Consider the following 21,014-nt stretch of genomic DNA (forward strand, 5'->3'; position numbering starts at 1 on the left):
GCAAGCCCGAAACGCGGACCTCCCCAGATGGCTTGACTGGTTCAACCGGGCAAGACAACACTCCGCTCTCAACGGCCTGCCGCCCCTCCAAAGGGTGAATGACCTTCTGAGAAACCACAGCTAGCGCTCGCCGAAGGCCGTGTCGAGCGAGCGCACAATCGGTTTGAGCATGTAGCGCATCAGCGACTTGGAGCCGGTGACCACATTCGCCTGAACCACCATGCCCGGCAGCACCGGACGGGTGTTTTCGCCAGACCCCACCTCGCGCGCGGCCAGCGCGATCACCGCCTTGAAATAAGCGTCGCCGTTCTCGTCCTTGAAGCTTGAGGCGGAAATCGTGCGCACCGTGCCCTGAACCGAGCCGTAGCGGCTGGCGTCGTAGCTGGTCACCTGCACGTCGGCCGCGTCGCCTTCCTTGATATGGCCGATGTCCTTGGGCTCGACCTTGACCTCGGCGACGAGATCCTCCTCGAGCGGCACGATTTCGGCGACGAGATCGCCGGGCTTGACCACGGATCCGGTTCCCGACTGTTCGATCGATTTGACGAGACCGCCGACCGGCGCGCGCACGACCAGCCGGTCGGCCCGGTCCTGAAGGCCGGCGAGCTGTTCGTGAAGCTCGGCGCGTTCCTCGCCGATCTTGCTCTTTTGTTCCGCGACCTGCTGCAGCACATCGGCCCGCGCCTTGGCCAGACCCGCCTGCGCCTCCGCCAGGCCGGCCCGGGCCTGCGCCAGCTGACCGGTCACGGCCGCAAGGTCGTTTTCCACCGCATGCAGCTGGGTCTTGGCCTCCAGATAGCGACGCCGCGAGGTATAGCCTTCCTTCAGGAGCTCGCTCTGGATCGCGACCTTCTCGCGCTCCGTCTCGAGCTGCTGCTCCAGCAGCGCCTTTCGCGCCACGAGGCCGGCAACTTCCGCCTCGCGCTGATCGACCCGGGCGGCGAGCGCATCCTGTTCCTTCTTGCGCGAGCGGAGATTGGCGAGAAAGGCGTCGCGCTGGCGGTCGCTGAGCGCGATCCGGCCGTTGACGCCGCGCAGGCCCGCGCCGCCGCCGGCGTCTCCAAGCGCCTCCGCGTCGAGCCGTTCGTCTTCCAGCGTCAGCCAGTCGAGCCGCACGCGGATGCGGGCCAGTTCGCTGCTCGCGTCGCTCGCCCGCAGTTGCATCAGCGGTGCGCCTGCCTCGACGAGGTCGCCCTCGCGCACGAGGATCTTCTCGACGATGCCGCCTTCCAGATGCTGCACGGGCTGCACGGCACCGGAGGGGACGATCTCGCCGCGCGTCGGCGCGACCTCGCGGATCTCGCCGATGCTGGCCCACAGCAGCAGCGCGATCACGAGGCCGCAGAGAATGTAGAGGGTTCGGCCGATCGCGCGCGGCGGCTCGCCGTCCTCCAGCTCGAGCGGGAGCGACAGGCGTCCGGAAACACTGCGCGAATGTGCGGGCGGTTGCACGAGGAGCCCCCTGTTGGAACGCGATACTCAATCCAGCCCCAGTTTAGGGGGGCGAGCGTTAATAGAGCGTGTGAAACAGGCCGGCGGACATGCGACCGGCGCTCAAATTTGCGCCATATCCCCAAGGCGGGACCCCGCCCCGCACACCCGGGCGCGACAAGGCTGCCACAGCCTAGGCGACATTCATGATCCGCGGCACGATCTCCTCCGGCGTTCCCTGCGCGGCGATGCGCCCGTCGCGCATGTAGATCACCCGGTCCGCGAGCCGCATGTGGCTCGGCCTGTGCGTCACCAGAAAGACCGTGGCATGCCCCTTGAGCGCCCGGATCTTGTCCATCAGCAGCCGGTCGCTCTCGAAATCGAGGTTGTTGCCGGGATCGTCGAGCAGGTAGAGCGCCTCGTCGCGCACGAAGGCGCGGGCGATCGTGATCCGGCGCTTCAGGGAATCCGGCAACCGGCGAAGCACCTGGCTCGACAGCCGCGTCTGGAAGCCGTCGGGCAGCAGCACCTTGTCGGACAGGAGATCGATTTCCGCCGCCGCGCGCGCCAGATCCTCGTCGCTTGCCTGCGGATTGGACAGGCGGATGTTCTGCGCCAGCGTGCCGTAGAAGAACTCCGCCGTCTGCGGCACATAGCCCACGGACTGGCGCCATTCGCCGACATCGAGCTGGCGGATGTCGAGCCCGTCGACGATCACCGAGCCGCCCTGCGGCGGATAAAGGCCGAGAATGATTTTGAGCAGGGTCGACTTGCCCGCGCCGCTCGGTCCGGCGATGGCGATCAGTTCGCCCGGCTTTGCCCGCAGATCGACACCGCGCAGAGCCGGTTCGCTCTTGTTGGGATAGCGGAACACCAGCTGGTTGATCGCCACCGCCCCCTTGAACCGGCGGTTCATCGACGGCGCCTCTCCGGGCGTGCGCTCCTGCGGCAGGCGCATCAGCGCATTGACCTGCTCGACGGTCTGCTGCGCCTGGCCGATGCGGCTGAGCGAAAGGAACGCCTGGTTGAGCGGGTTGAGCACGCGCCATGCGAGCGCCATCACCGCGATGAGCGCGCCCTGGCTCATGTCGCCGTTGAGCACCTGCACCGCGCCGAGCCCGAGAATGCCGACCCCGCACACCGACATCAGCATCTGCGAGAGCGCCTGCACCGTCTGCTGGATCATGCGGGTGCGCAGGTTCTTCTCCGCGTGATCGGCGGACAGCTTGCGGTAGCGTTCGATCCAGACCGTTTCGGCCGACAGGTCGCGGATCGAGCCCTGATGGGTGATCGTTTCGATGGTCAGGTTCTGGAGATTGGACTTCGCCTGGCCGGATGCGGCAATCGCGCTGCGCATTTTCGGGATCGCGAAGACCGCCATGATCGCATAGAGCGCGATCAGCACCACCGGCAGCCAGACCAGAGGCCCGCCGAAAATCGCGATCGCGCCGAGAAACAGCAGCGAGAAGGGAAGATCCACCGCGGCATTCGCCAGCGGCCCGGTAAAGATTTCCCGGATGCCCTCGAACTGGCGCAGCCGCGCCAGCTGGGCGCCGATCGGCGCCGATCCGGTAAGGACAAGCGGCAAATGCAGGATCTGCACGAAGGCCTCGTTGCCGATCGTCGTATCCAGACGCGCCCCGAGATAGGCCTGCAATGAGGCGCGGATGCGTTTCAGCAGGTAATCCGCAACCAGGATCACGGCGATCCCGACGCTCAGCGTCAGAAGAACGGACACGGACTTGGCGCCGATGGCCTTGTCGTAGACCGCCATGACGAAGAGCGGCACTGCGAGCGCAAGACTGTTCAGCACGAAGCCGAGGACGAAGATCGACAGGGTCAGCTTGCGAAACCGGCCAAGGGCATAGCCCAGCCAGCCGCGCCGCCGCGCTTCGGTGGCGTCTGTTGTGTCGTCGGCATCGCGAAAGACGAAGACGCTGCCCGTGCCCGCCTTCGGGCGGAGCGCGATTTCCGAGCGCGTGCCGGCGTCAAAGGCGCGGAAACCGCCATCGGACAACATCCCGAGCAGCACATAGACACGGCCGTCGCAGGCGTAGATGCACGGAAAATGACCGTCGCGCACCGCGACCGTCCCGCCCTTGAGGCGGCGGGTCGGGCGGTCCAGCCGGCTCAGCACCGCGCGCAGGTCGTGAACCGAGAACAACCCGTCGAAATGCGGCATCGCCTCGAAAATGAGGCGCTCGTTGCCGCGCCAGGACAGCGCCTCGAGCAACACCCTGAGACAGGGTTCAAGGCCGGCCGGATCGCCATGCGCCGGGTCCCGCTGCGCCTCCCCCTTGCCCACAGGTCGGCGCAGCGCCTTCGCCAGCGCATCGATCTGGCGATGGACCGCGTTCCTCGGCGGCGGATTTTCGTTGCAATCGGTTTCGGCGATACCCTGCGTCATGCGTGATCCCTCATGCCGTCAGCTTGCCGCTGATCGAAAACGGACGAGCCGGCGCGGGCGCCACCGTGTCGGCCCCGGTTGCCGCGACCTCGGGAGCGGGAGTTTCCTGGGGCGCCTCCGGCTCGACCGGCGTCACCCGCCCGTCGGCGACTTCCAGCAGGTGATCCGACACCTTCAACAGCGACGGGCGATAGCTGATCATCAGGATCGTCATCTGTCCGCGCAGGCTCTTCAGGGCCTCGATCAGCAGGGCCTCGCTGCGCTGGTCGAGTGGGGCGTTCGCCTCGTCCAGGATCAGGACGCGCGGATCCCGCGCCAGCGCACGTGCAATCGCGATGCGCTGCTTGGTGGAACCGGGAAGCGCCTCCATGACCCCGACGCCGAGATCCGTGTCGTAGCCGTTCGGCAGAAGGTGGATGTCATGCTCCAGGCCGATGAGGGCTGCGGCCTCCCGGGCGCGCTCCGGCGTCGCGCTGCAGCCGAACATCGTGAGGTTTTCAAGGATCGTGCCGCGAAACAGCGGCGCGGCCGGACCGACATAGGAAATCCGCTCGCGCAGCAGCGGATGCGCCGGCCCATAGAGATCGTGGCCGCCGTAGCGGATCGTGCCGCCGTCCGGCTGGAGATCGCCGGACAGAATGCGCATCAGGGTCGATCGCCCGCTGCCGTCCACACCTCGGATGCCCGTGATCGTGCCTGCCTCGACCGAGAACGACGCGTTCTCGAACCGGGCGCCGGCCTTGCGCTTGCTGCGGAACGACAGGTCGCGCACATGAATGCCGTCGCCGAAGTCCTCAAGCGTGCCGTCGAACGCCTGCTGTTCCGGCAGCTCGAACAGGCGCAACCCCTCGACCACGTCGTGACGGGTTCGCTGAATTTCGCCAAGCGCCGAGATGCCGCGCAGCACCGGCTGGATGACCTGCCCGGTGAGCAATGTGCAGGCCGCGACCGCGCCCACGCTCAAGGAGCCGCCGATCGCCAGAAATGCTCCGGCGAAGACGACCGCGATCGTGGCGATGGAGGAATACAGGCTGATCGCGTTCTGGGAGCTGTTCGCCAGCTGGATCGCCGTGTAGCTGCATTCTCCGACCTGGCGCTGGAGGCGCTCGTAGCGGCGCACCATCTGCGGCTCCAGCGCCAGCGCCTTCACGGTCTGGATATGCGACAACACCTCGATGACGAAGTCGTACTTGCGCGAATCGCTCTCGCTGCGCGCCTCGATGGACGCGGTCACCGCCTTGTTCCGCCGTATGTTCAGGGCCGCGAAAATCGCGATGAGACAGACGGGAACCAGCGCGACCGGTCCGCCGATGATCGCCATCAGCGCAAGAAAAATTCCGGTGGCGGGAATGTCGATCGCCAGCAGCCGGGTCTGACCGCCGTAAAAATCCGCGACCGCGCCAAGCGACCCGAACCGCTGCATGTTGTCGCTGAGCGCGGTAGCGCCGAGCATGTCCGGCGGCGCCTGCACCACCCGGCGGAACGCCTCCAGGCCGATGCGGTGCCCGAAAGAGGCGGCCGACCAGCCCATCAGGTGCGCCCGGGCGATCTTCAGCCCCGCATCGAGCACCATGACGAGCATGAGGCCGGCAATCAGCAGCGACAGCGTATGGGTCGAGGCATTCGGCAGGATGCGGTCATAGACCTGCAACACGGTCAGCGGCAGGGCCAGCGACAAGCCGTTGACGAGGATCGACGCAGCGATCACCGGTGCGCTCAGTGGCGGCGACGCAACCGTCCCGCCCCCCGATCGCGGCACCGCGATGCGAGGAAGGATCTGCCGCAGCCGCGCGAAGATGCGGGGTCGGCCGGACTGGGGGACTGGCGTCGTCATTTGCCGAGATTGCAGCTATTTTCTTTTAAATTTCTTTACCAAGAATCCGTCCTCTTGACCGGAAACCGCCAAAAACCCGGCTTTCTGCAATCGACTTAACGATTGTGCAGAGGATTGGCCGCTTTGATCGGGCAAAGTCACAACCCGAATGGCGGATCCCATGTCCGACGATACATCGCACACCCCCCAGACGCCCGCCCCTGCGCCCGGCAGTCCGCGCAACGCGGTCACGTCGGGCGGACAGGATGGCATCGCCGTCAGGAACCGGGTCGATGCCGATCGCAAGGCATTGAAGGAAGCGCACGAATACGACCACGACCCGTCCGATCCGGTCTCCAACGAGACGACGCTTTCAAGCCTGCATCTGGGGGCCGTAAGCGGCGCGGCACTGGCCGCGATGATCCAGCAGGGCGCGGCCCTGCCCGCGACCGGCGACGGCGCTTCGGGTTCGGGCGCCCCGGCCGAGCCGGTCGACCCGGACCCGGTCGCGACACGGCGCGGCGCGGCAGCCGACGACCCGGGACAGGGGACAGTCGCGCCGGAAGGGGAGATCCCGACGGCAAGCGGCTCCTCGACCTATCGCGCGTCCGCCGAAGCCGTCAGCCCGCTGGCGGCTGCCTCCTCCTCCCCGGCGGCGCCCTCCGGCAACAGCAATTACGACGCCCCGGTCGCACGCGACAGCAGCGGCGCGGAAGGCGCACCGCAGGATGCCGCGCCGGCAACGGCCACAAGCGGATCGCAGCCGCAGGACCTCTTTGATGTCACGGGCGTCACCGACACGGATGCCACCGCAAACACCCTGGCCGAAGATGCTTCTGGCGGCACCGCCATCGGCATCGTCGCCAGCGCCACCGATGCCGATGTCACCGACAGCGTCAGCTACTCGGTCGACGATCCCCGCTTTACCGTCGATCCCGACGGCACGGTCCGCGTCGCTGATGGCGCCAGCTTCGATGCCGAGACGGAAGCAAGCATTGACGTCACAGTGACCGCGACCTCCACCGATGGAAGCACCTCGTCGGAGACCTTCACCGTCGATGTGACGGATGTGAATGAATCCGCCGTCTCGCCCGTCGTCGATACCAATGCGGCTGCCAACACCTTGGCCGAAAACGCCGCCGGCGGAACCGCCATCGGCATCGTCGCCAGCGCCACGGATGCCGATGTCACCGACAGCGTCAACTACTCCGTCGACGACCCCCGCTTCACCGTCGACCCCGACGGAACCGTCCGCGTCGCCGATGGCGCCAGCTTCGATGCGGAGACGGAAGCAAGCATCGACGTCACCGTGACGGCCACCTCCACCGATGGAAGCACCTCCAGCGAGACCTTCGCGGTCGACGTCACCGATGTGAATGAATCCGCCGTTTCGCCGGTGGTTGATACCGATGCGACGGCCAACACGATTGCCGAGGACGCCGCTGGCGGAACCGCCATCGGGATCGTCGCCAGTGCCACGGATGCCGACGCCACCGACAGCGTCAGCTACTCCATCGACGATCCCCGCTTCACCGTCGACCCCGACGGCACCGTCCGCGTTGCCGATGGCGCAAGCTTCGATGCGGAGACGGAAGCCAGCGTCAGCCTGACGGTGACCGCCACCTCAACCGATGGCTCGACGAGCTCCGAGACCTTCTCCGTTGACGTTGCCGACGTGAACGAGAGTGCCGTCTCTCCCGTTACCGACACGGATGCCAGCGCAAACACCCTGGCCGAAGATGCCACCGGTGGCACCGCCATCGGCATCGTCGCCAATGCCACGGATGCCGATGTCACCGACAGCGTCAGCTACGCCGTCGACGATCCCCGCTTCACGGTCGACCCCGACGGAACCCTCCGCGTCGCCGATGGCGCCAGCTTCGATGCGGAGACGGAAGCCGGCATCAACGTCACAGTGACCGCGACCTCAACGGACGGAAGCACCTCCAGCGAGACCTTCACCGTCGATGTGACGGATGTGAATGAATCCGCCGTCTCGCCGGTGGTTGATACCGATGCCGCCGCAAACACCCTAGCCGAGGATGCGTCCGGCGGAACCGCCATCGGGATCGTCGCCAGTGCCACGGATGCCGATGCGACCGATACGGTCTCCTACTCCGTCGACGACGCCCGCTTCACCGTCGATCCCGACGGCACCGTCCGCGTTGCCGATGGCGCCAGCTTCGATGCGGAGACGGAAGCAAGCATCAATGTCACCGTCACGGCGACCTCCACCGACGGCTCCACCAGCTCGGAGACCTTCTCCGTCAACGTCACCGATGTGAATGAGTCCGCCGTCTCGGGCGTCACCGACACGGATGGGGCTGCGAACACCTTGGCCGAAAACGCCGCCGGCGGAACCGCCATCGGCATCGTCGCCAGCGCCACGGATGCCGATGTCACCGACAGCGTCAGCTATTCCGTCGACGATGCCCGCTTCACCGTCGACCCCGACGGAACCGTCCGCGTCGCCGATGGCGCCAGCTTCGATGCGGAGACGGAAGCCGGTATCAACGTCACCGTCACGGCCACATCCACCGATGGCAGCACGTCGTCGGAGACCTTCACCGTCAACGTCGCCGACGTGAACGAGAGCGCCGTCTCGCCGGTGACTGACACCGATGCGACGGCCAACGCCCTTACCGAGGATGCGTCTAGCGGAACCGCCATCGGCATCGCCGCCAGCGCCACGGATGCAGACGCCACCGACAGCGTCAACTACTCCGTCGACGACCCCCGCTTCACCGTCGACCCCGACGGCACCGTCCGCGTCGCAGATGGCGCAAGCTTCGATGCGGAGACGGAAGCCGGTATCAACGTCACCGTCACGGCCACATCCACCGATGGCAGCACGTCGTCGGAGACCTTCACCGTCAACGTCGCCGACGTGAACGAGAGCGCCGTCTCGCCGGTGACTGACACCGATGCGACGGCCAACGCCCTTACCGAGGATGCGTCTAGCGGAACCGCCATCGGCATCGTCGCCAGCGCCACGGATGCCGATGTCACCGACAGCGTCAGCTACGCCGTCGACGATCCCCGCTTCACCGTCGATCCCGACGGCACCGTCCGTGTCGCCGATGGCGCGAGCTTCGATGCCGAGACGGAAGCGAGCGTCGACGTCACAGTGACCGCAACCTCAACAGACGGAAGTACCTCCAGCGAGACCTTCACCGTCGATGTGACGGATGTGAATGAATCCGCCGTCTCGCCGGTGACTGACACCGATGCGACGGCCAACACGCTTGCCGAAGATGCCACCGGTGGCACCGCCATCGGCATCGTCGCCAATGCCACGGATGCCGATGTCACCGACAGCGTCAGCTACGCCGTCGACGATCCCCGCTTTACCGTCGATCCCGACGGCACGGTCCGTGTCGCCGATGGCGCGAGCTTCGACGCGGAAACAGAAGCAAGCGTCAGCCTCACGGTGACCGCCACCTCAACCGATGGCTCGACCAGTTCCGAGACGTTTGCGGTCGACGTCACCGACGTGAATGAATCCGCCGTCTCGCCGGTGGTTGATACCGACGCCACCGCCAACACCTTTGCCGAGGACGCCACCGCCGGCACCGCCATCGGCATCGTCGCCAGCGCCACGGATGCCGACGCGACCGACAGCGTCAGCTACACCGTCGACGATCCCCGCTTCACGGTCGATCCCGACGGCACCGTCCGCGTTGCCGATGGCGCCAACTTCGACGCGGAAACGGAAGCAAGCGTCAGCCTCACGGTGACCGCCACCTCAACGGACGGCAGCAACTCCAGCGAGACCTTCACCGTCGACGTCACCGATGTGAACGAGAGCTCCGTCTCGCCGGTCACCGACACCGATGCCAGCGCAAACACCCTGGCCGAGGATGCAACCGGCGGCACAACAATCGGCATCGTCGCCAGCGCCACCGATGCCGACGTCACCGACAGCGTCAGCTTCTCCGTCGACGACCCCCGCTTCACGGTCGATCCCGACGGCACCGTGCGTGTCGCCGATGGCGCAAGCTTCGACGCGGAAACAGAAGCAAGCGTCAGCCTGACGGTAACCGCCACCTCAACCGATGGCTCGACCAGTTCCGAGACGTTTGCGGTCGACGTCACCGACGTGAACGAGAGCGCCGTCTCGCCCGTCGTCGATACCGATCCGACGGCCAACGCGCTTGCAGAAGACGCGACCGGTGGCACCGCCATCGGCATCGTCGCCAGTGCCACGGATGCCGATGCCACCGACAGCGTCAGCTACGCCGTCGACGATCCCCGCTTCACGGTCGACCCCGACGGAACCCTCCGCGTTGCCGATGGCGCAAGCTTCGATGCGGAGACGGAAGCCGGCATCAACGTCACAGTGACCGCGACCTCAACCGATGGCTCGACCAGTTCCGAGACGTTTGCGGTCGACGTCACCGACGTGAATGAATCCGCCGTCTCGCCGGTGGTTGATACCGACGCCACCGCCAACACCTTGGCCGAGGACGCCACCGCCGGCACCGCCATCGGCATCGTCGCCAGCGCCACGGATGCCGACGCGACCGACAGCGTCAGCTACGCCGTCGACGACCCCCGCTTCACCGTCGATCCCGACGGCACCGTCCGCGTCACCGATGGCGCCAGCTTCGACGCGGAGACTGAGAGCAGCATCGACGTCACCGTGACCGCCACCTCAACGGACGGCTCCACCAGCTCGGAGACCTTCACCGTCGATGTGACGGATGTGAATGAATCCGCCGTCTCGCCGGTCACCGACACGGATACCAGCGCCAACACCCTGGCCGAGGATGCGTCCGGCGGAACCGCCATCGGCATCGTCGCCAGCGCCACCGACTCGGATGTCACCGATACAGTCTCCTATTCCGTCGACGATCCCCGCTTCACCGTCGATCCCGACGGCACCCTCCGCGTTGCCGATGGCGCAAGCTTCGATGCGGAAACGGAAGCAAGCATCAACGTCACAGTGACCGCGACCTCAACCGATGGCTCGACGAGCTCCGAGACCTTCTCCGTTGACGTTACCGACGTGAACGAGAGCGCCGTCTCGCCCGTCACCGACACCGATGCCTCGGCCAACACCTTTGCCGAGGATGCGTCCGGCGGAACCGCCATCGGCATCGTCGCCAGTGCCACCGATGCAGACGCCACCGACAGCGTCAGCTATTCCGTCGACGATCCCCGCTTCACCGTCGACCCCGACGGAACCGTCCGCGTCGCCGACGGCGCAAGCTTCGATGCCGAGACGGAAGGAGCCGTCAGCCTCACGGTGACCGCCACCTCAACCGACGGAAGCACGTCGTCGGAGACCTTCTCCGTTGACGTGACGGACGTGAATGAATCCGGCGTCTCGCCGGTGGTTGATACCGACGCCACCGCCAACACCTTTGCCGAGGACGCCACCGCCGGCACCGCCATCGGCATCGTCGCCAGCGCCACGGATGCCGATGCCACCGACAGTGTCAGCTATTCCGTCGACGATCCCCGCTTCATCGTCGATCCCGACGGCACTGTCCGTGTTGCCAATGGCGCGAGCTTCGACTACGAGAGCGAGCCCTCGCTGTCCCTGACGGTCACCGCGACCTCCACGGATGGGTCAAGCAATGCGGAGACCTTCGTCGTCGCGGTGACGGATGTCGCCGAAACCTACCGGATGGCGGATGGCGATGGCGTCTTCACCGACACCGGCGTCAGCGAGACGAGCATCACCGGCACCGAAGCGGCGGAGACGATCCGCGCGCATGACGACGGCGGCGAGATCTACAGCGGCGCGGGGGACGATATTGTCTATGGCGGCGACGGAAACGACCGCATCGACTATGGCACCGGAGCCGATACGGTCTATGGCGGGGCGGGCGACGACCGGATCGACGACGCTCCCGGAGAGATCATCAGCACGGATGCCAACCATCTCGACGGCGGCGCCGGCAACGACACGATCTGGGCCGGCGGCGGCGACGATACGCTGATCGGCGGAACCGGCGACGACCGCCTCTACGGCGAGCAGGACGATGACACCCTCGAAGGCGGCGCGGGCGACGACTTCATCGACGGCGGCGACGGAACCGACACGGCCGTCTATGCCGGCAACCGGTCCGACTACGATGTCACCTACAACGACAATGGCACCTTTACCGTGGTGGACCTGCGGCCCGGCTCGCCGGAAGGAACCGATACGGTTGTCGGCGTGGAGAATTTCCGCTTCGCCGACGGCGACGTGCTCGCCGGCGACCTCGTTGCCCAGGCCGTGGGACCGGTATCCGACACAAACGCGGCCGGCAACGCCATCGCCGAGGACGCAACGGCCGGAACCGCCACCGGCATCACCGTGCATGCCGACGACGCGAACGTCTCCGACACGGTCACCTATGCGATCGACGATCCGCGGTTCGCGATCGACGCCGACGGCAATGTGATCGTCGCGGATGGCGCGTTGTTCGATCACGAAAGCGAGGCATCGGTCGTCGTGACGGTCACGGCCTCCTCGAGCGACGGATCGACATCGCAACAGGCATTCACCATCGACGTCACGGATGTGAACGAGGGGCCGAGCGCAGGACTGGTCGATCTCGGCGCGGTCGCCGAGGATGGCAGCCTGACGATCACCGCCGCGCAGCTGCTCGCCAACAGCTCAGACGTCGATGGCGACACTCTGACTGTCTCCAGTGTCACGCTCGATCCGGCCTATGGCGCGATCACCGACAATGGCGACGGTACCTGGACCTTCACGCCGGCGAGCGACTACGCGGCGAACGACGTGCCGTTCAGGTTCACCGTGACGGACGGTGAGTACAGTGCGAGTTCATGGGCCCTCGTCGACGTGACCGCAGTCGCCGACGCGCCGAGGGTCGCGGTCGGCTCCACGACGACCAACGCCTTCAGCACCGATTTCGAAAGCGGCGGATCCGGCTTCATGGCCAGCTACGAAGGCTGGAACTCCGATGGCATGATCGAGGTGCGCAACGGCATCGAAACATCATCCGGCCCGGGCTCGACAACGCACATCGAACTGAACATGGACCCGAACGTGCAGGACGACGACGACGATCCCGCACCTTATCCCGATGCGCCGAACATCTATCGTACCGTGGAAACGGAAGCGAACGGCTCCTACGATCTGACCTTCGACTATGCGGGCCGGCCCGGCTACGACGCCACGGTCAACCGGATAGAAATCCTTTGGGACGGCGAGGTGATCGCCACGCTCTCGGCCGACGGGACGGTCAGTTCCCAGCCGGTGTGGCAGAGCTACACGATCACCCTGCCCGGCGACGGCGATCCGACGCGGATCGAATTCCGCGAGGCCGGCGTCGATACGAGCGGCGGGCGCGGCATGTTCCTCGACAACATCCAGATCGCCGAAACGCTGGAGGACGCGGCACGCGGCGGGGCGAACACGGCGATCGACCTGCCGGACCTTTCCGGCAGTCTCGCCGACACGGACGGTTCGGAAGCGCTGTCGCTTGCCATATCGGGCCTGCCGAACGGCACGGTGATTTCTGATGGCAGCAATACCTTCACCGCAACGAGCGACGGGGCAAGCGCCGACGTGACCGGCTGGAACCTCGCCGATCTGCGCGCGACACCGCCGTCCAACTACACCGGCACCATGCACCTGACCGTCTCCGCAACGGCGACGGAAGCGCTCAACGGCGATACCGCGACCACGCATACCGCACTTCGGGTGCATGTCGACGGGGCGGACGGCCAGACCGTGACGGGCACGAGCGGCTCGGACAACATGGCCGGCACCGCCTATGACGACGTCATCGACAGCGGCGCGGGCTACGACACGATCTGGGCCGGTGCGGGCGACGACATCATTCACTACAACGTGCTCTACAACGACGCGGGCAATCAGATCGATGGCGGCGACGGCACGGATCTCGTCGACTTCTCGACCTCCACAAGCCCGGCCGGTTGGACAAACGGCTACGGCATCGGTGTGGATCTCGACAGCGGACGTGTGACGGACATCGGACCTTACCACGACACGGGCACCTACCAGTGGACCTATGGCGACAAGGGCTCGGTCTCGAATGTCGAGGACGTGCGCGGCTCGATCTTCAACGATGTGCTCAAAGGCGATGCCGGCGGCAACACGCTCTACGGCAACGCCGGCGACGACTTCCTCGACGGGCGCGCGGGCAACGACGTGCTGGTCGGCGGCACCGGCGACGACGCCCTCTACGGTGGAGACGGGTCGGATCTGTTCCTCTATACGCTCGGCGACGGCAACGACACGGTCGCCGGCGGCGCAAGCAACAGCTGGATCGATATCCTGGAACTGGGCGACGGAAGCGCCATGCAGCTCGGCGACTATGGCACCGACTGGACGGTGACGATCACCCAGGGCAGCATCCTGACCGACGACAGCGCCAACGGACAGCTGGATCTCTCCCAGGATGCGGCCGGCTACATCGACATGCAGGACGGCAGCCGCATCGACTTCCAGGAGATCGAGCAGATCCAGTGGCAGTGACGGAATAGACGCGCCCGGACGGGCTGCCAGGCTTTCGGGCGGGCGTTCAGGCGCGCTGCCAGTCTCGATGTCAGTCGCGCTTTTCCAGCCGGAGCGACCAGCTTTCCATCGTCGGCACCAGACGGACGGGCAGGTCCACGGTCTCGGCCGGAACGCCGAACCGCTCGGGTGCCAGGCGTCCGAGCGTCGCCAGAAGGAAGAGCTCGGCGACGACCCTGTCGTAGCGGGCGGTCTCATAGGCGGTGCGGCTGTCGACCAGCTCGCGCTGTCCGTTGAGCACGTCGAGCAGCGTGCGCTCGCCGCCGCGATATTCCATCTTCAACCCGCGCACCGCCCGTTCGTTGGCGGCGATCGCCCGTTTCGCCGCCTCCGCGCGGCGGCGTGAGGTTTCCATCTGCTTCTGCGCCGCGATCACGCTTTCGCGCACCTGAAGCCGAACGTCATCGACCTCATATTCGCGCTGCGCCGCCGTTTCCTTGGCCGCGCGCACGCTGGCGATGTTGCTGCCGCCGGTGAAGATCGGAACATTGACGCGCACCCCGACCTGAAAATCCTCGACCGAGCGGGTGGACAGGCTGTCGCGGTACTCGTTGAGATAGGACGCGCTGGCGGTCACCCGCGGCAGCATGTCGCCAACGCTCGCCCTGGCGGCAAAGCGGGACGCCCGGGCCTCGGACACCTTGGAGCGCACCGTGGGATTGCCGCGCATGGCGATGTCGAGCGCCGCGCCGAGAGACGCCGGCATCAGATCCGCGGGCAGGGCCGGCCAGGAGAGCTTTCCCGGTTCGCGACCGACAAGCCGCTGATAGGCCGCATCGCTTGCCGCAAGCTGTCCGAGCGCCTGTTCCAGATCGGCCTGCGCCTCGCTGTAGCGCGCCGCGGCCTGATCGACATCGGTGCGCGAGGCGTCGCCCAGTTGAACGCGCCGCCGGGCCGCCTTCAATTCCTCGCTGACAAGATTGAGATAGCTCTTGCGATGGGCAACGTTTTGCCGGTCCCGCAGAACGGCGAGAAAGGTCCGCCCCGTGCCGAACAGCAGATCCTGCTCGGCGCCGAGCAGCCGCTCCTGACCGGCGGCACTTTCCTCATGCGCCTGATTGAGCCGGTTCACCCCTGCAAATCCCTGGAACAGGGTCTGTTCCGCGGTGATCTCGAGATTGTGCTCGAACCGGTCGTTGTCGGTCGCATTCAGGTGATCGCGATAGTCGCGCCGTTCCACGCCATAGCTGCCGGAGACGCGCGGCAGAAAGGCGCTGCGCGCCTGCCAGACGCCCTGATTCGTGGCCCGCTGACGTGCGCGTTCGGCCTTCAACGCCGGACTTTGAAGATACGCCTCGCGCATGGCATCACGCAGCGTTTCCGCCTGCACGGACAGGCCGGGCAGACAGACTGCGAGCACGACGCAAAGCGCGCGCAACGTGATGATCCGAGCGGACATGCGTCGATCCTCATTACCAGGGAGGAGTCAACTCCGAACGTGGTTAAAACGGGCTTAACCATGCGGCATCGCAGCGAGGTTATTCTGTTTCGCCGCGATGCCGCCGCCGTGACTGGCAGATGTCGGATCAGTCCTTGGTGGACAGGATGCGTTCGATCTTGTGGGGCGGATGTCCGGTCAGCGTCTTGTCGACTTCCGCGACAACCCGGCTGGAAACCTCCTTGTGGAAGGCCTTGCGCAGGTCGCCAAGCGTCATCGGCGGCGCCACGACCACCAGTTTCGAGAACCGCCCGGCATGCGCCGCCTTGTAGAGGGCATCGGCCACCTCCTTGGCGAACCGGTGCTTTTCCAAAGTATGCCAGTCGGTTTCTTCCATGGCGCTGCGGTGCGACCCCGGCCCGTCATTGCGCCGACCGGGGCTGTCCGTCCCCTGGTCCGACGTCGACGGGTTTTCATGCTCCAGAACCCGCAGGACCTCGAAATTGGGATAGTCGGCATCGCCCTCGTTGCGGAAAAACAACGCTTTTTCGCCATCCCCAACGAGAATCCAGCTTTCGTGGTCTATGCGCAAGCCGCTCATGGCCGCCCTCCTGATATGGCAAATTGCCGGTTTGAATCCGAGGCATCAAAGATCGTCCGGATGATACACCCCATCCAGGCAACAATGATCCGTCGTCTGGTTCACATAGGAACGAACCGGTCCGAGTTAAACGCCCTGCACGAGATCCCGGAGCAATCGGTCGCACCCCTCGTCGAGCATGTCGAAGACGGTCTGGAACCCTTCCGGCCCGCCGTAATAGGGGTCGGGCACGTTCGTTTGCAGAAACCGGCGCACGTCGCCCCTGCGAACAAGGCCGGCGCGCGCCCCGAACCGCTCAAGCGTCTCGAGATTGTCGCGATCCATGGCAAGGATCAGATCGAATCTCTCGAAGTCGGCAGCGCCCACCTGTCGGGCGCGCAGGCCAGAGAGGTCGATGCCGTTGCGCGCGGCGATCTCGATGGAGCGTGGATCGGGCGCCTTGCCCGCATGCCAGTTTCCGGTGCCGGCGGAATCGACCAGAACGCGTCGCTCAAGACCCGCCTCGACAAGCCGGTGGCGCAGGATGCCCTCCGCAAGCGGCGAGCGGCAGATGTTTCCAAGGCAGACGAAAAGCACCGATGTCATGCGGCAAATCCCTGTTGAAGGCGTCCCGCGACCGCAGCCGGCGAAAAGGCCTTGCGGCTAGCGAGGGGGTGTTTTCCTGCAAACGGCATCCTAGGTGAAGGGGGACGTCAAGGGCGGCGAATTCGCTCGCCCTGCACAAACAGGAGATCCTCCATGGTATCCCGCCTCGACGAAACGGAACGCGCGACCAGCCTGGCCGGCCTCGACGGCTGGACCCTGGCATCGGATCGCGACGCGATCGAGAAAACTTTCACGTTCAAGGATTTCAACGAAGCCTTCGGCTTCATGGCGCGCTGTGCGCTGGTCGCGGAAAAGCTGAACCATCACCCCGAATGGTTCAACGTCTACAAGACGGTGAAAGTGACCCTGACCACCCATGACGCCGGCGGCCTCAGCGAGCTCGACGTGAAACTGGCGAAGGCGATGGACAAGATCGCAGCCGCGTGAACGGTCCCGCCGGCAGCGCCAGCGCCCCCCGGCAGCGCCTCAGTCCGGCGCGCCGCCGCGCTCCAGGACGAAGACATGGGTGTCGCCGTTCTGCTCGCGCGACACCAGGCGATGCCCTGCCTCGCTGCAGAAATGCGGGATGTCGATGACGGACATGGGATCCGTCGCTTCGATCCGCACCCGCGTGCCGGCCGGAAGCCGCGCCAGCGCCTTGCGGGTCTTGAGCACCGGCAGCGGGCACTTCAGGCCCTTGAGATCGAGCTCGGTCAGCGTATCGCTCACTGGGAAGTTCCCTGTCCTGTCGATGGTCGGGCCGGTTGCTGGAACCGGGCCGCGCCTCGGCGCCTGAATTTGACGGGCGAATTTGCGCTGCCATAGTCGCAAGACGCAACCCGAGGATAGGCCCGAAATGACGCCCGACAAGATCGATCCCTTCGAAATCCTGGATTTCTGGTGGAAAGCCGGACCGGAAAAATGGTTTGCCAGCGACGCGGACTTCGACGCGGAGATCCGCGCCCGCTTCGAGCCGGCCGTGACCGCAGCCGGGCTCGGCGCCCTGGACGACTGGACCGGCACCCCGCACGGAGCGCTGGCGCTGCTGCTGCTTCTCGACCAGTTCCCACGCAACCTCTACCGCGACGATGCCAAGGCGTTTTCCGGCGATGCGCGGTCGGTCGAGATCGCCGAACGGGCGCTCGATGCCGGTTTCGACCGGGCGTTTCCGAAAATGGCCCGAACGTTCTTCTACCTTCCGTTCGAGCACGCCGAGGACATGGACGCACAGGAGCGCAGCGTCGACCTGTTCCGCCGCCTCGGCGACGACACCACCTATCTCTACGCGCTGGTGCATATGGACGTGATTCGCCGCTTCGGCCGGTTCCCGCACCGCAATGCAGCGCTCGGACGCGAGACGACCGCCGCGGAATCCGCCTATCTCGCGGATGGTGGCTTCTCTGCCTGATTACCAGGCAGAGACCTTATTCGCTTAATTTTTATGCAGACCCGCAATGCGAGTCTGCATATTTTTTGATCACGCGACGGACGCCTTCACCGGACCCAAAGTGCGATTTTTCAGGCCCAGGTCGTATTTTTATTAGTCTTTGATTCTTATCGACGATTCCCGAAATGCCGCACGGGAAACACCCCGCCTTTTCGCACTGCAATACGAGTTGGCACGCTCCTTGATACCTCCAGTCCGGCGTTGGTCGGCGCCGGCTCCGATGTGCATCGCGCATTCCTCCGGACGACGCGCCACCGACAACCGCCCCCGGCACGCGCACCGCGCCTCCGACGGGCGGGGGAAAGCAGGGAAAGGAACGGGAAGCGAGCATGAAAATCGTGATGGCCATCATCAAGCCGTTCAAGCTCGACGAGGTGCGCGACGCCCTCACGAGCATCGGCGTTCAGGGACTGACAGTCACAGAAGTCAAGGGCTACGGGCGCCAGAAGGGGCACACGGAGATTTACCGTGGCACCGAATATGCGGTCAGCTTTCTTCCGAAACTGAAGATCGAGGTCGCCGTTGCCTCCGACCTCGCCGACAAGGTGGTCGAGGCGATCGCCGGCGCCGCCAAGACCGGCCAGATCGGCGATGGAAAGATCTTCGTCTACGCGCTCGACCAGGTTCAGCGCATCCGCACCGGCGAATCCGACGCCGCCGCGCTTTGATCCATTCGAGCAGGGGATAATCCGATGAAAAACCGTATTCTCACCGCAGGTCTCGCGATTGCCGCGACGCTCGCGGCCGGCGGTCCGGCGCTTGCGCAGGACACGCCGCAGTTCGCGCTGTCGACGGAGACCGCCTATATCTTCAACACGCTGCTGTTCCTGATCGGCGGCTTCCTCGTCATGTGGATGGCCGCGGGCTTCGCCATGCTGGAAGCCGGCATGGTGCGCTCCAAGAACGTCTCCATGCAGTGCCTGAAGAACATCACCCTCTATTCCATTGCGGGTCTGATGTTCTGGATCACCGGCTACAACCTCATGTACACGGGCGTCGACGGCGGCTTCATGGGCTCGCTTGGCCCCTACAGCATCGACCCGGTCGGCGGCAACGCGCTCGACACCGGCTACTCGACGGCCTCCGACTGGTTCTTCCAGATGGTGTTCTGCGCCACCACCGCATCCATCGTCTCGGGCACGCTCGCCGAGCGCATCAAGCTGTGGCCTTTCCTCATCTTCACCATCGTGCTGACCGGCTTCATCTATCCGATCGGCGGGTCGTGGGAGTGGGGCGCCGGCTGGCTTGACGGCATGGGCTTCTCCGACTTCGCCGGCTCCACCCTGGTGCACTCGGTCGGCGGCTGGGCCGCTCTTGCCGGCGCACTGGTGCTCGGCGCACGCGCCGGAAAGTTCGGCGCGGACGGACAGGTCCACCCGATGCCCGGTTCCTCCATGCCGCTCGCAACGCTTGGCACCTTCATCCTGTGGCTCGGCTGGTTCGGCTTCAACGGCGCCTCGCAGCTCGCCATGGGCACCATCGGTGACGTGACCGACGTGTCGCGGATCTTCGTCAACACCAACATGGCCGCCGCATCCGGCGTCGTCGTCTCGGTGATCCTGATGCAGATCATGTACAAGAAGGTCGACGTGACCATGGCGCTGAACGGCGCGCTGGCCGGCCTCGTCTCCATCACCGCGGAGCCGCTGGCGCCCAGCATCTTCCAGTCGATCATCATCGGCGGCATCGGCGGCGTCATCGTGGTCTTCACCGTGCCGCTGCTCGACAAGCTGAAGATCGACGACGTTGTCGGCGCGATCCCGGTCCACCTGATCGCAGGCATCTGGGGCACGATGATCGTGCCGCTGTCGAACTCCGACGCCAGCTTCTACGTGCAGGGCGTGGGCGTGGTTGCCTTCGGTGTCTTCACCTTCGGCGTCAGCCTCGTCGTCTGGCTGATCCTCAAGTCCACCATTGGCATCCGCGTGACCGCGGAAGAAGAGGCGCTCGGCCTCGACAAGACGGAAGTCGGCGTCGAAGCCTATCCGGAGTTTGGTCAGGGCAGCCAGCGCGTCTGACGTGACCGACGATCTCCCGTGACGGCCGGTCCCGTGACCGGTCGCACCTTGAACCCGGGGCCCAGGCCCCGGGTTTTTTTATCTCCCGAACGCGCGGGAGCGGGCCTTGCGGCCGGCCGGGGAAGGCAGCATCATCGCGCCGTGTCGGGGCGGGCGCGAATCGACATGCGCAAGACGGTTTTGCGACCGCTCCAACGGCAATGTCCAACTCGTCCACAGCTACCCGAAAGGATACCGGCCATGCCGTTCATCGTGTCGATCCCGCTGACCCTCGCCCCGCTGCTGGTCTACAACCTGCTGGCGTTCTCGCTTCTGGGAGACGTCGGCGGGGACCCGTGGCTCGGCCCGGTGCTCACCGTCGAACTCGTCTCCGGCGCCCGCTTCACGCTGGTCATCGGCGACCTGATGATCCTGTCGGGCCTCGTCCTGCTCTTCGTCGAACTGCTGAAGGCGACCCGCACGGGCGTCGTCGCCCTGACCGACCACATACTGTCGACGCTGGTCTTTATCGCCTATCTGGTCGAGTTCCTCACCGTGCGCGAGGCCGCGACCTCGGTGTTCTTCATCCTGATCTGCATCTCGTTTGTGGACGTGATCGCCGGCTTCAGCATCACCATCACCGGCGCACGGCGCGATTTCGGCGTCTCGCGGGGGGACGACTTCCACTGAAGCGCCCACGGCCCTGACGAATCACCACGGCAAGAACGGCGGAAATCCGGGGAAAACCGGAGGATCAGCCGCGCCTGTCGCGAAATAGTTAACAAGAGGTTATCGCCTGGCATGGCATTTGCGCTAAATTACCCGGTAACAACGCCAATGTCTCAAATTGGCACG

13 protein-coding genes are annotated in these 21,014 nt (G+C 65.6%); 6 read left to right on the forward strand and 7 right to left on the reverse strand.

Translation table 11 applies throughout. The features are described from left to right. Positions 1-120 precede the first annotated feature (120 nt). The 3 genes from LC092_RS19690 to LC092_RS19700 all read right to left on the reverse strand — a co-directional run bounded on the left by LC092_RS19690 (position 121) and on the right by LC092_RS19700 (position 5,546). Entirely contained in the window at positions 121-1,452 is a 1,332-nt protein-coding gene (locus LC092_RS19690) for an HlyD family type I secretion periplasmic adaptor subunit (protein WP_224809296.1), read from the reverse strand. Between the two features lie 172 nt (positions 1,453-1,624). Then, entirely contained in the window at positions 1,625-3,838 is a 2,214-nt protein-coding gene (locus LC092_RS19695; protein ID WP_224809297.1) for a peptidase domain-containing ABC transporter, read from the reverse strand. Positions 3,839-3,848: 10 nt separating this feature from the next. Then, on the reverse strand, positions 3,849-5,546 hold the full coding sequence (locus LC092_RS19700; protein WP_224809298.1) for a peptidase domain-containing ABC transporter: 1,698 nt from the start codon (positions 5,544-5,546) through the stop codon (positions 3,849-3,851). Positions 5,547-5,832: 286 nt separating this feature from the next. Here LC092_RS19700 and LC092_RS21220 point away from each other — a divergent pair, with 286 nt between their 5' ends. Beyond that, on the forward strand, positions 5,833-14,112 hold the full coding sequence (locus LC092_RS21220) for a beta strand repeat-containing protein (RefSeq protein ID WP_263627221.1): 8,280 nt from the start codon (positions 5,833-5,835) through the stop codon (positions 14,110-14,112). Positions 14,113-14,182: 70 nt separating this feature from the next. Here LC092_RS21220 and LC092_RS19715 read toward each other — a convergent pair whose 3' ends face one another. The 3 genes from LC092_RS19715 to LC092_RS19725 all read right to left on the reverse strand — a co-directional run bounded on the left by LC092_RS19715 (position 14,183) and on the right by LC092_RS19725 (position 16,715). Then, complete coding sequence (locus LC092_RS19715) at positions 14,183-15,550, reverse strand: TolC family outer membrane protein (protein ID WP_224809300.1); 1,368 nt, start codon at positions 15,548-15,550, stop codon at positions 14,183-14,185. A 127-nt stretch (positions 15,551-15,677) separates the two neighbouring features. Next, entirely contained in the window at positions 15,678-16,130 is a 453-nt protein-coding gene (locus tag LC092_RS19720; protein ID WP_224809302.1) for a host attachment family protein, read from the reverse strand. Between the two features lie 126 nt (positions 16,131-16,256). After that, positions 16,257-16,715, reverse strand: coding sequence for a low molecular weight protein-tyrosine-phosphatase (locus LC092_RS19725; RefSeq protein WP_224809304.1), 459 nt, complete (start codon positions 16,713-16,715; stop codon positions 16,257-16,259). A 120-nt stretch (positions 16,716-16,835) separates the two neighbouring features. Between LC092_RS19725 and LC092_RS19730 the strand changes: the two genes are divergently transcribed. Further along, a complete protein-coding gene (locus LC092_RS19730; RefSeq protein ID WP_224809330.1) occupies positions 16,836-17,162 on the forward strand; it encodes a 4a-hydroxytetrahydrobiopterin dehydratase in 327 nt (108 codons plus the stop codon). Between the two features lie 39 nt (positions 17,163-17,201). On the opposite strand, the gene LC092_RS19735 is transcribed toward LC092_RS19730, so the two are convergent. Continuing rightward, positions 17,202-17,444 carry a sulfurtransferase TusA family protein gene (locus LC092_RS19735; protein WP_224809307.1) on the reverse strand — a complete coding sequence of 81 codons (243 nt, stop codon included), beginning with the start codon at positions 17,442-17,444 and terminating at the stop codon, positions 17,202-17,204. Positions 17,445-17,571: 127 nt separating this feature from the next. On the opposite strand from LC092_RS19735, the gene LC092_RS19740 reads away from it, so the two are divergent. The 4 genes from LC092_RS19740 (at position 17,572) to LC092_RS19755 (ending at position 20,849) form a co-directional block, all read left to right on the forward strand. Beyond that, positions 17,572-18,123, forward strand: coding sequence for a DUF924 family protein (locus tag LC092_RS19740; RefSeq protein WP_224809309.1), 552 nt, complete (start codon positions 17,572-17,574; stop codon positions 18,121-18,123). Positions 18,124-18,491: 368 nt separating this feature from the next. After that, the gene (locus LC092_RS19745) at positions 18,492-18,830 is read left to right on the forward strand and encodes a P-II family nitrogen regulator (protein WP_093811199.1); all 339 of its coding nucleotides are present in this window, start codon (positions 18,492-18,494) and stop codon (positions 18,828-18,830) included. A gap of 24 nt (positions 18,831-18,854) precedes the next feature. After that, on the forward strand, positions 18,855-20,180 hold the full coding sequence (locus LC092_RS19750; RefSeq protein WP_224809311.1) for an ammonium transporter: 1,326 nt from the start codon (positions 18,855-18,857) through the stop codon (positions 20,178-20,180). Positions 20,181-20,420: 240 nt separating this feature from the next. Further along, a complete protein-coding gene (locus tag LC092_RS19755; RefSeq protein WP_224809313.1) occupies positions 20,421-20,849 on the forward strand; it encodes a hypothetical protein in 429 nt (142 codons plus the stop codon). Positions 20,850-21,014 lie beyond the last annotated feature (165 nt).

The sequence above is a fragment of the Stappia stellulata genome, assembly GCF_020176715.1.
Lineage (GTDB): Bacteria > Pseudomonadota > Alphaproteobacteria > Rhizobiales > Stappiaceae > Stappia.

Bases quoted from the DNA above. Each gene is read 5' to 3' on its own strand.
- LC092_RS19725 (WP_224809304.1), bottom strand. From the start codon at position 16,715: ATGACATCGGTGCTTTTCGTCTGCCTTGGAAACATCTGCCGCTCGCCG.
- LC092_RS19740 (WP_224809309.1), top strand. From the start codon at position 17,572: ATGACGCCCGACAAGATCGATCCCTTCGAAATCCTGGATTTCTGGTGG.
- LC092_RS19715 (WP_224809300.1), bottom strand. From the start codon at position 15,550: ATGTCCGCTCGGATCATCACGTTGCGCGCGCTTTGCGTCGTGCTCGCA.
- LC092_RS21220 (WP_263627221.1), top strand. From the start codon at position 5,833: ATGTCCGACGATACATCGCACACCCCCCAGACGCCCGCCCCTGCGCCC.
- LC092_RS19750 (WP_224809311.1), top strand. From the start codon at position 18,855: ATGAAAAACCGTATTCTCACCGCAGGTCTCGCGATTGCCGCGACGCTC.
- LC092_RS19755 (WP_224809313.1), top strand. From the start codon at position 20,421: ATGCCGTTCATCGTGTCGATCCCGCTGACCCTCGCCCCGCTGCTGGTC.
- LC092_RS19720 (WP_224809302.1), bottom strand. From the start codon at position 16,130: ATGAGCGGCTTGCGCATAGACCACGAAAGCTGGATTCTCGTTGGGGAT.
- LC092_RS19745 (WP_093811199.1), top strand. From the start codon at position 18,492: ATGAAAATCGTGATGGCCATCATCAAGCCGTTCAAGCTCGACGAGGTG.
- LC092_RS19695 (WP_224809297.1), bottom strand. From the start codon at position 3,838: ATGACGCAGGGTATCGCCGAAACCGATTGCAACGAAAATCCGCCGCCG.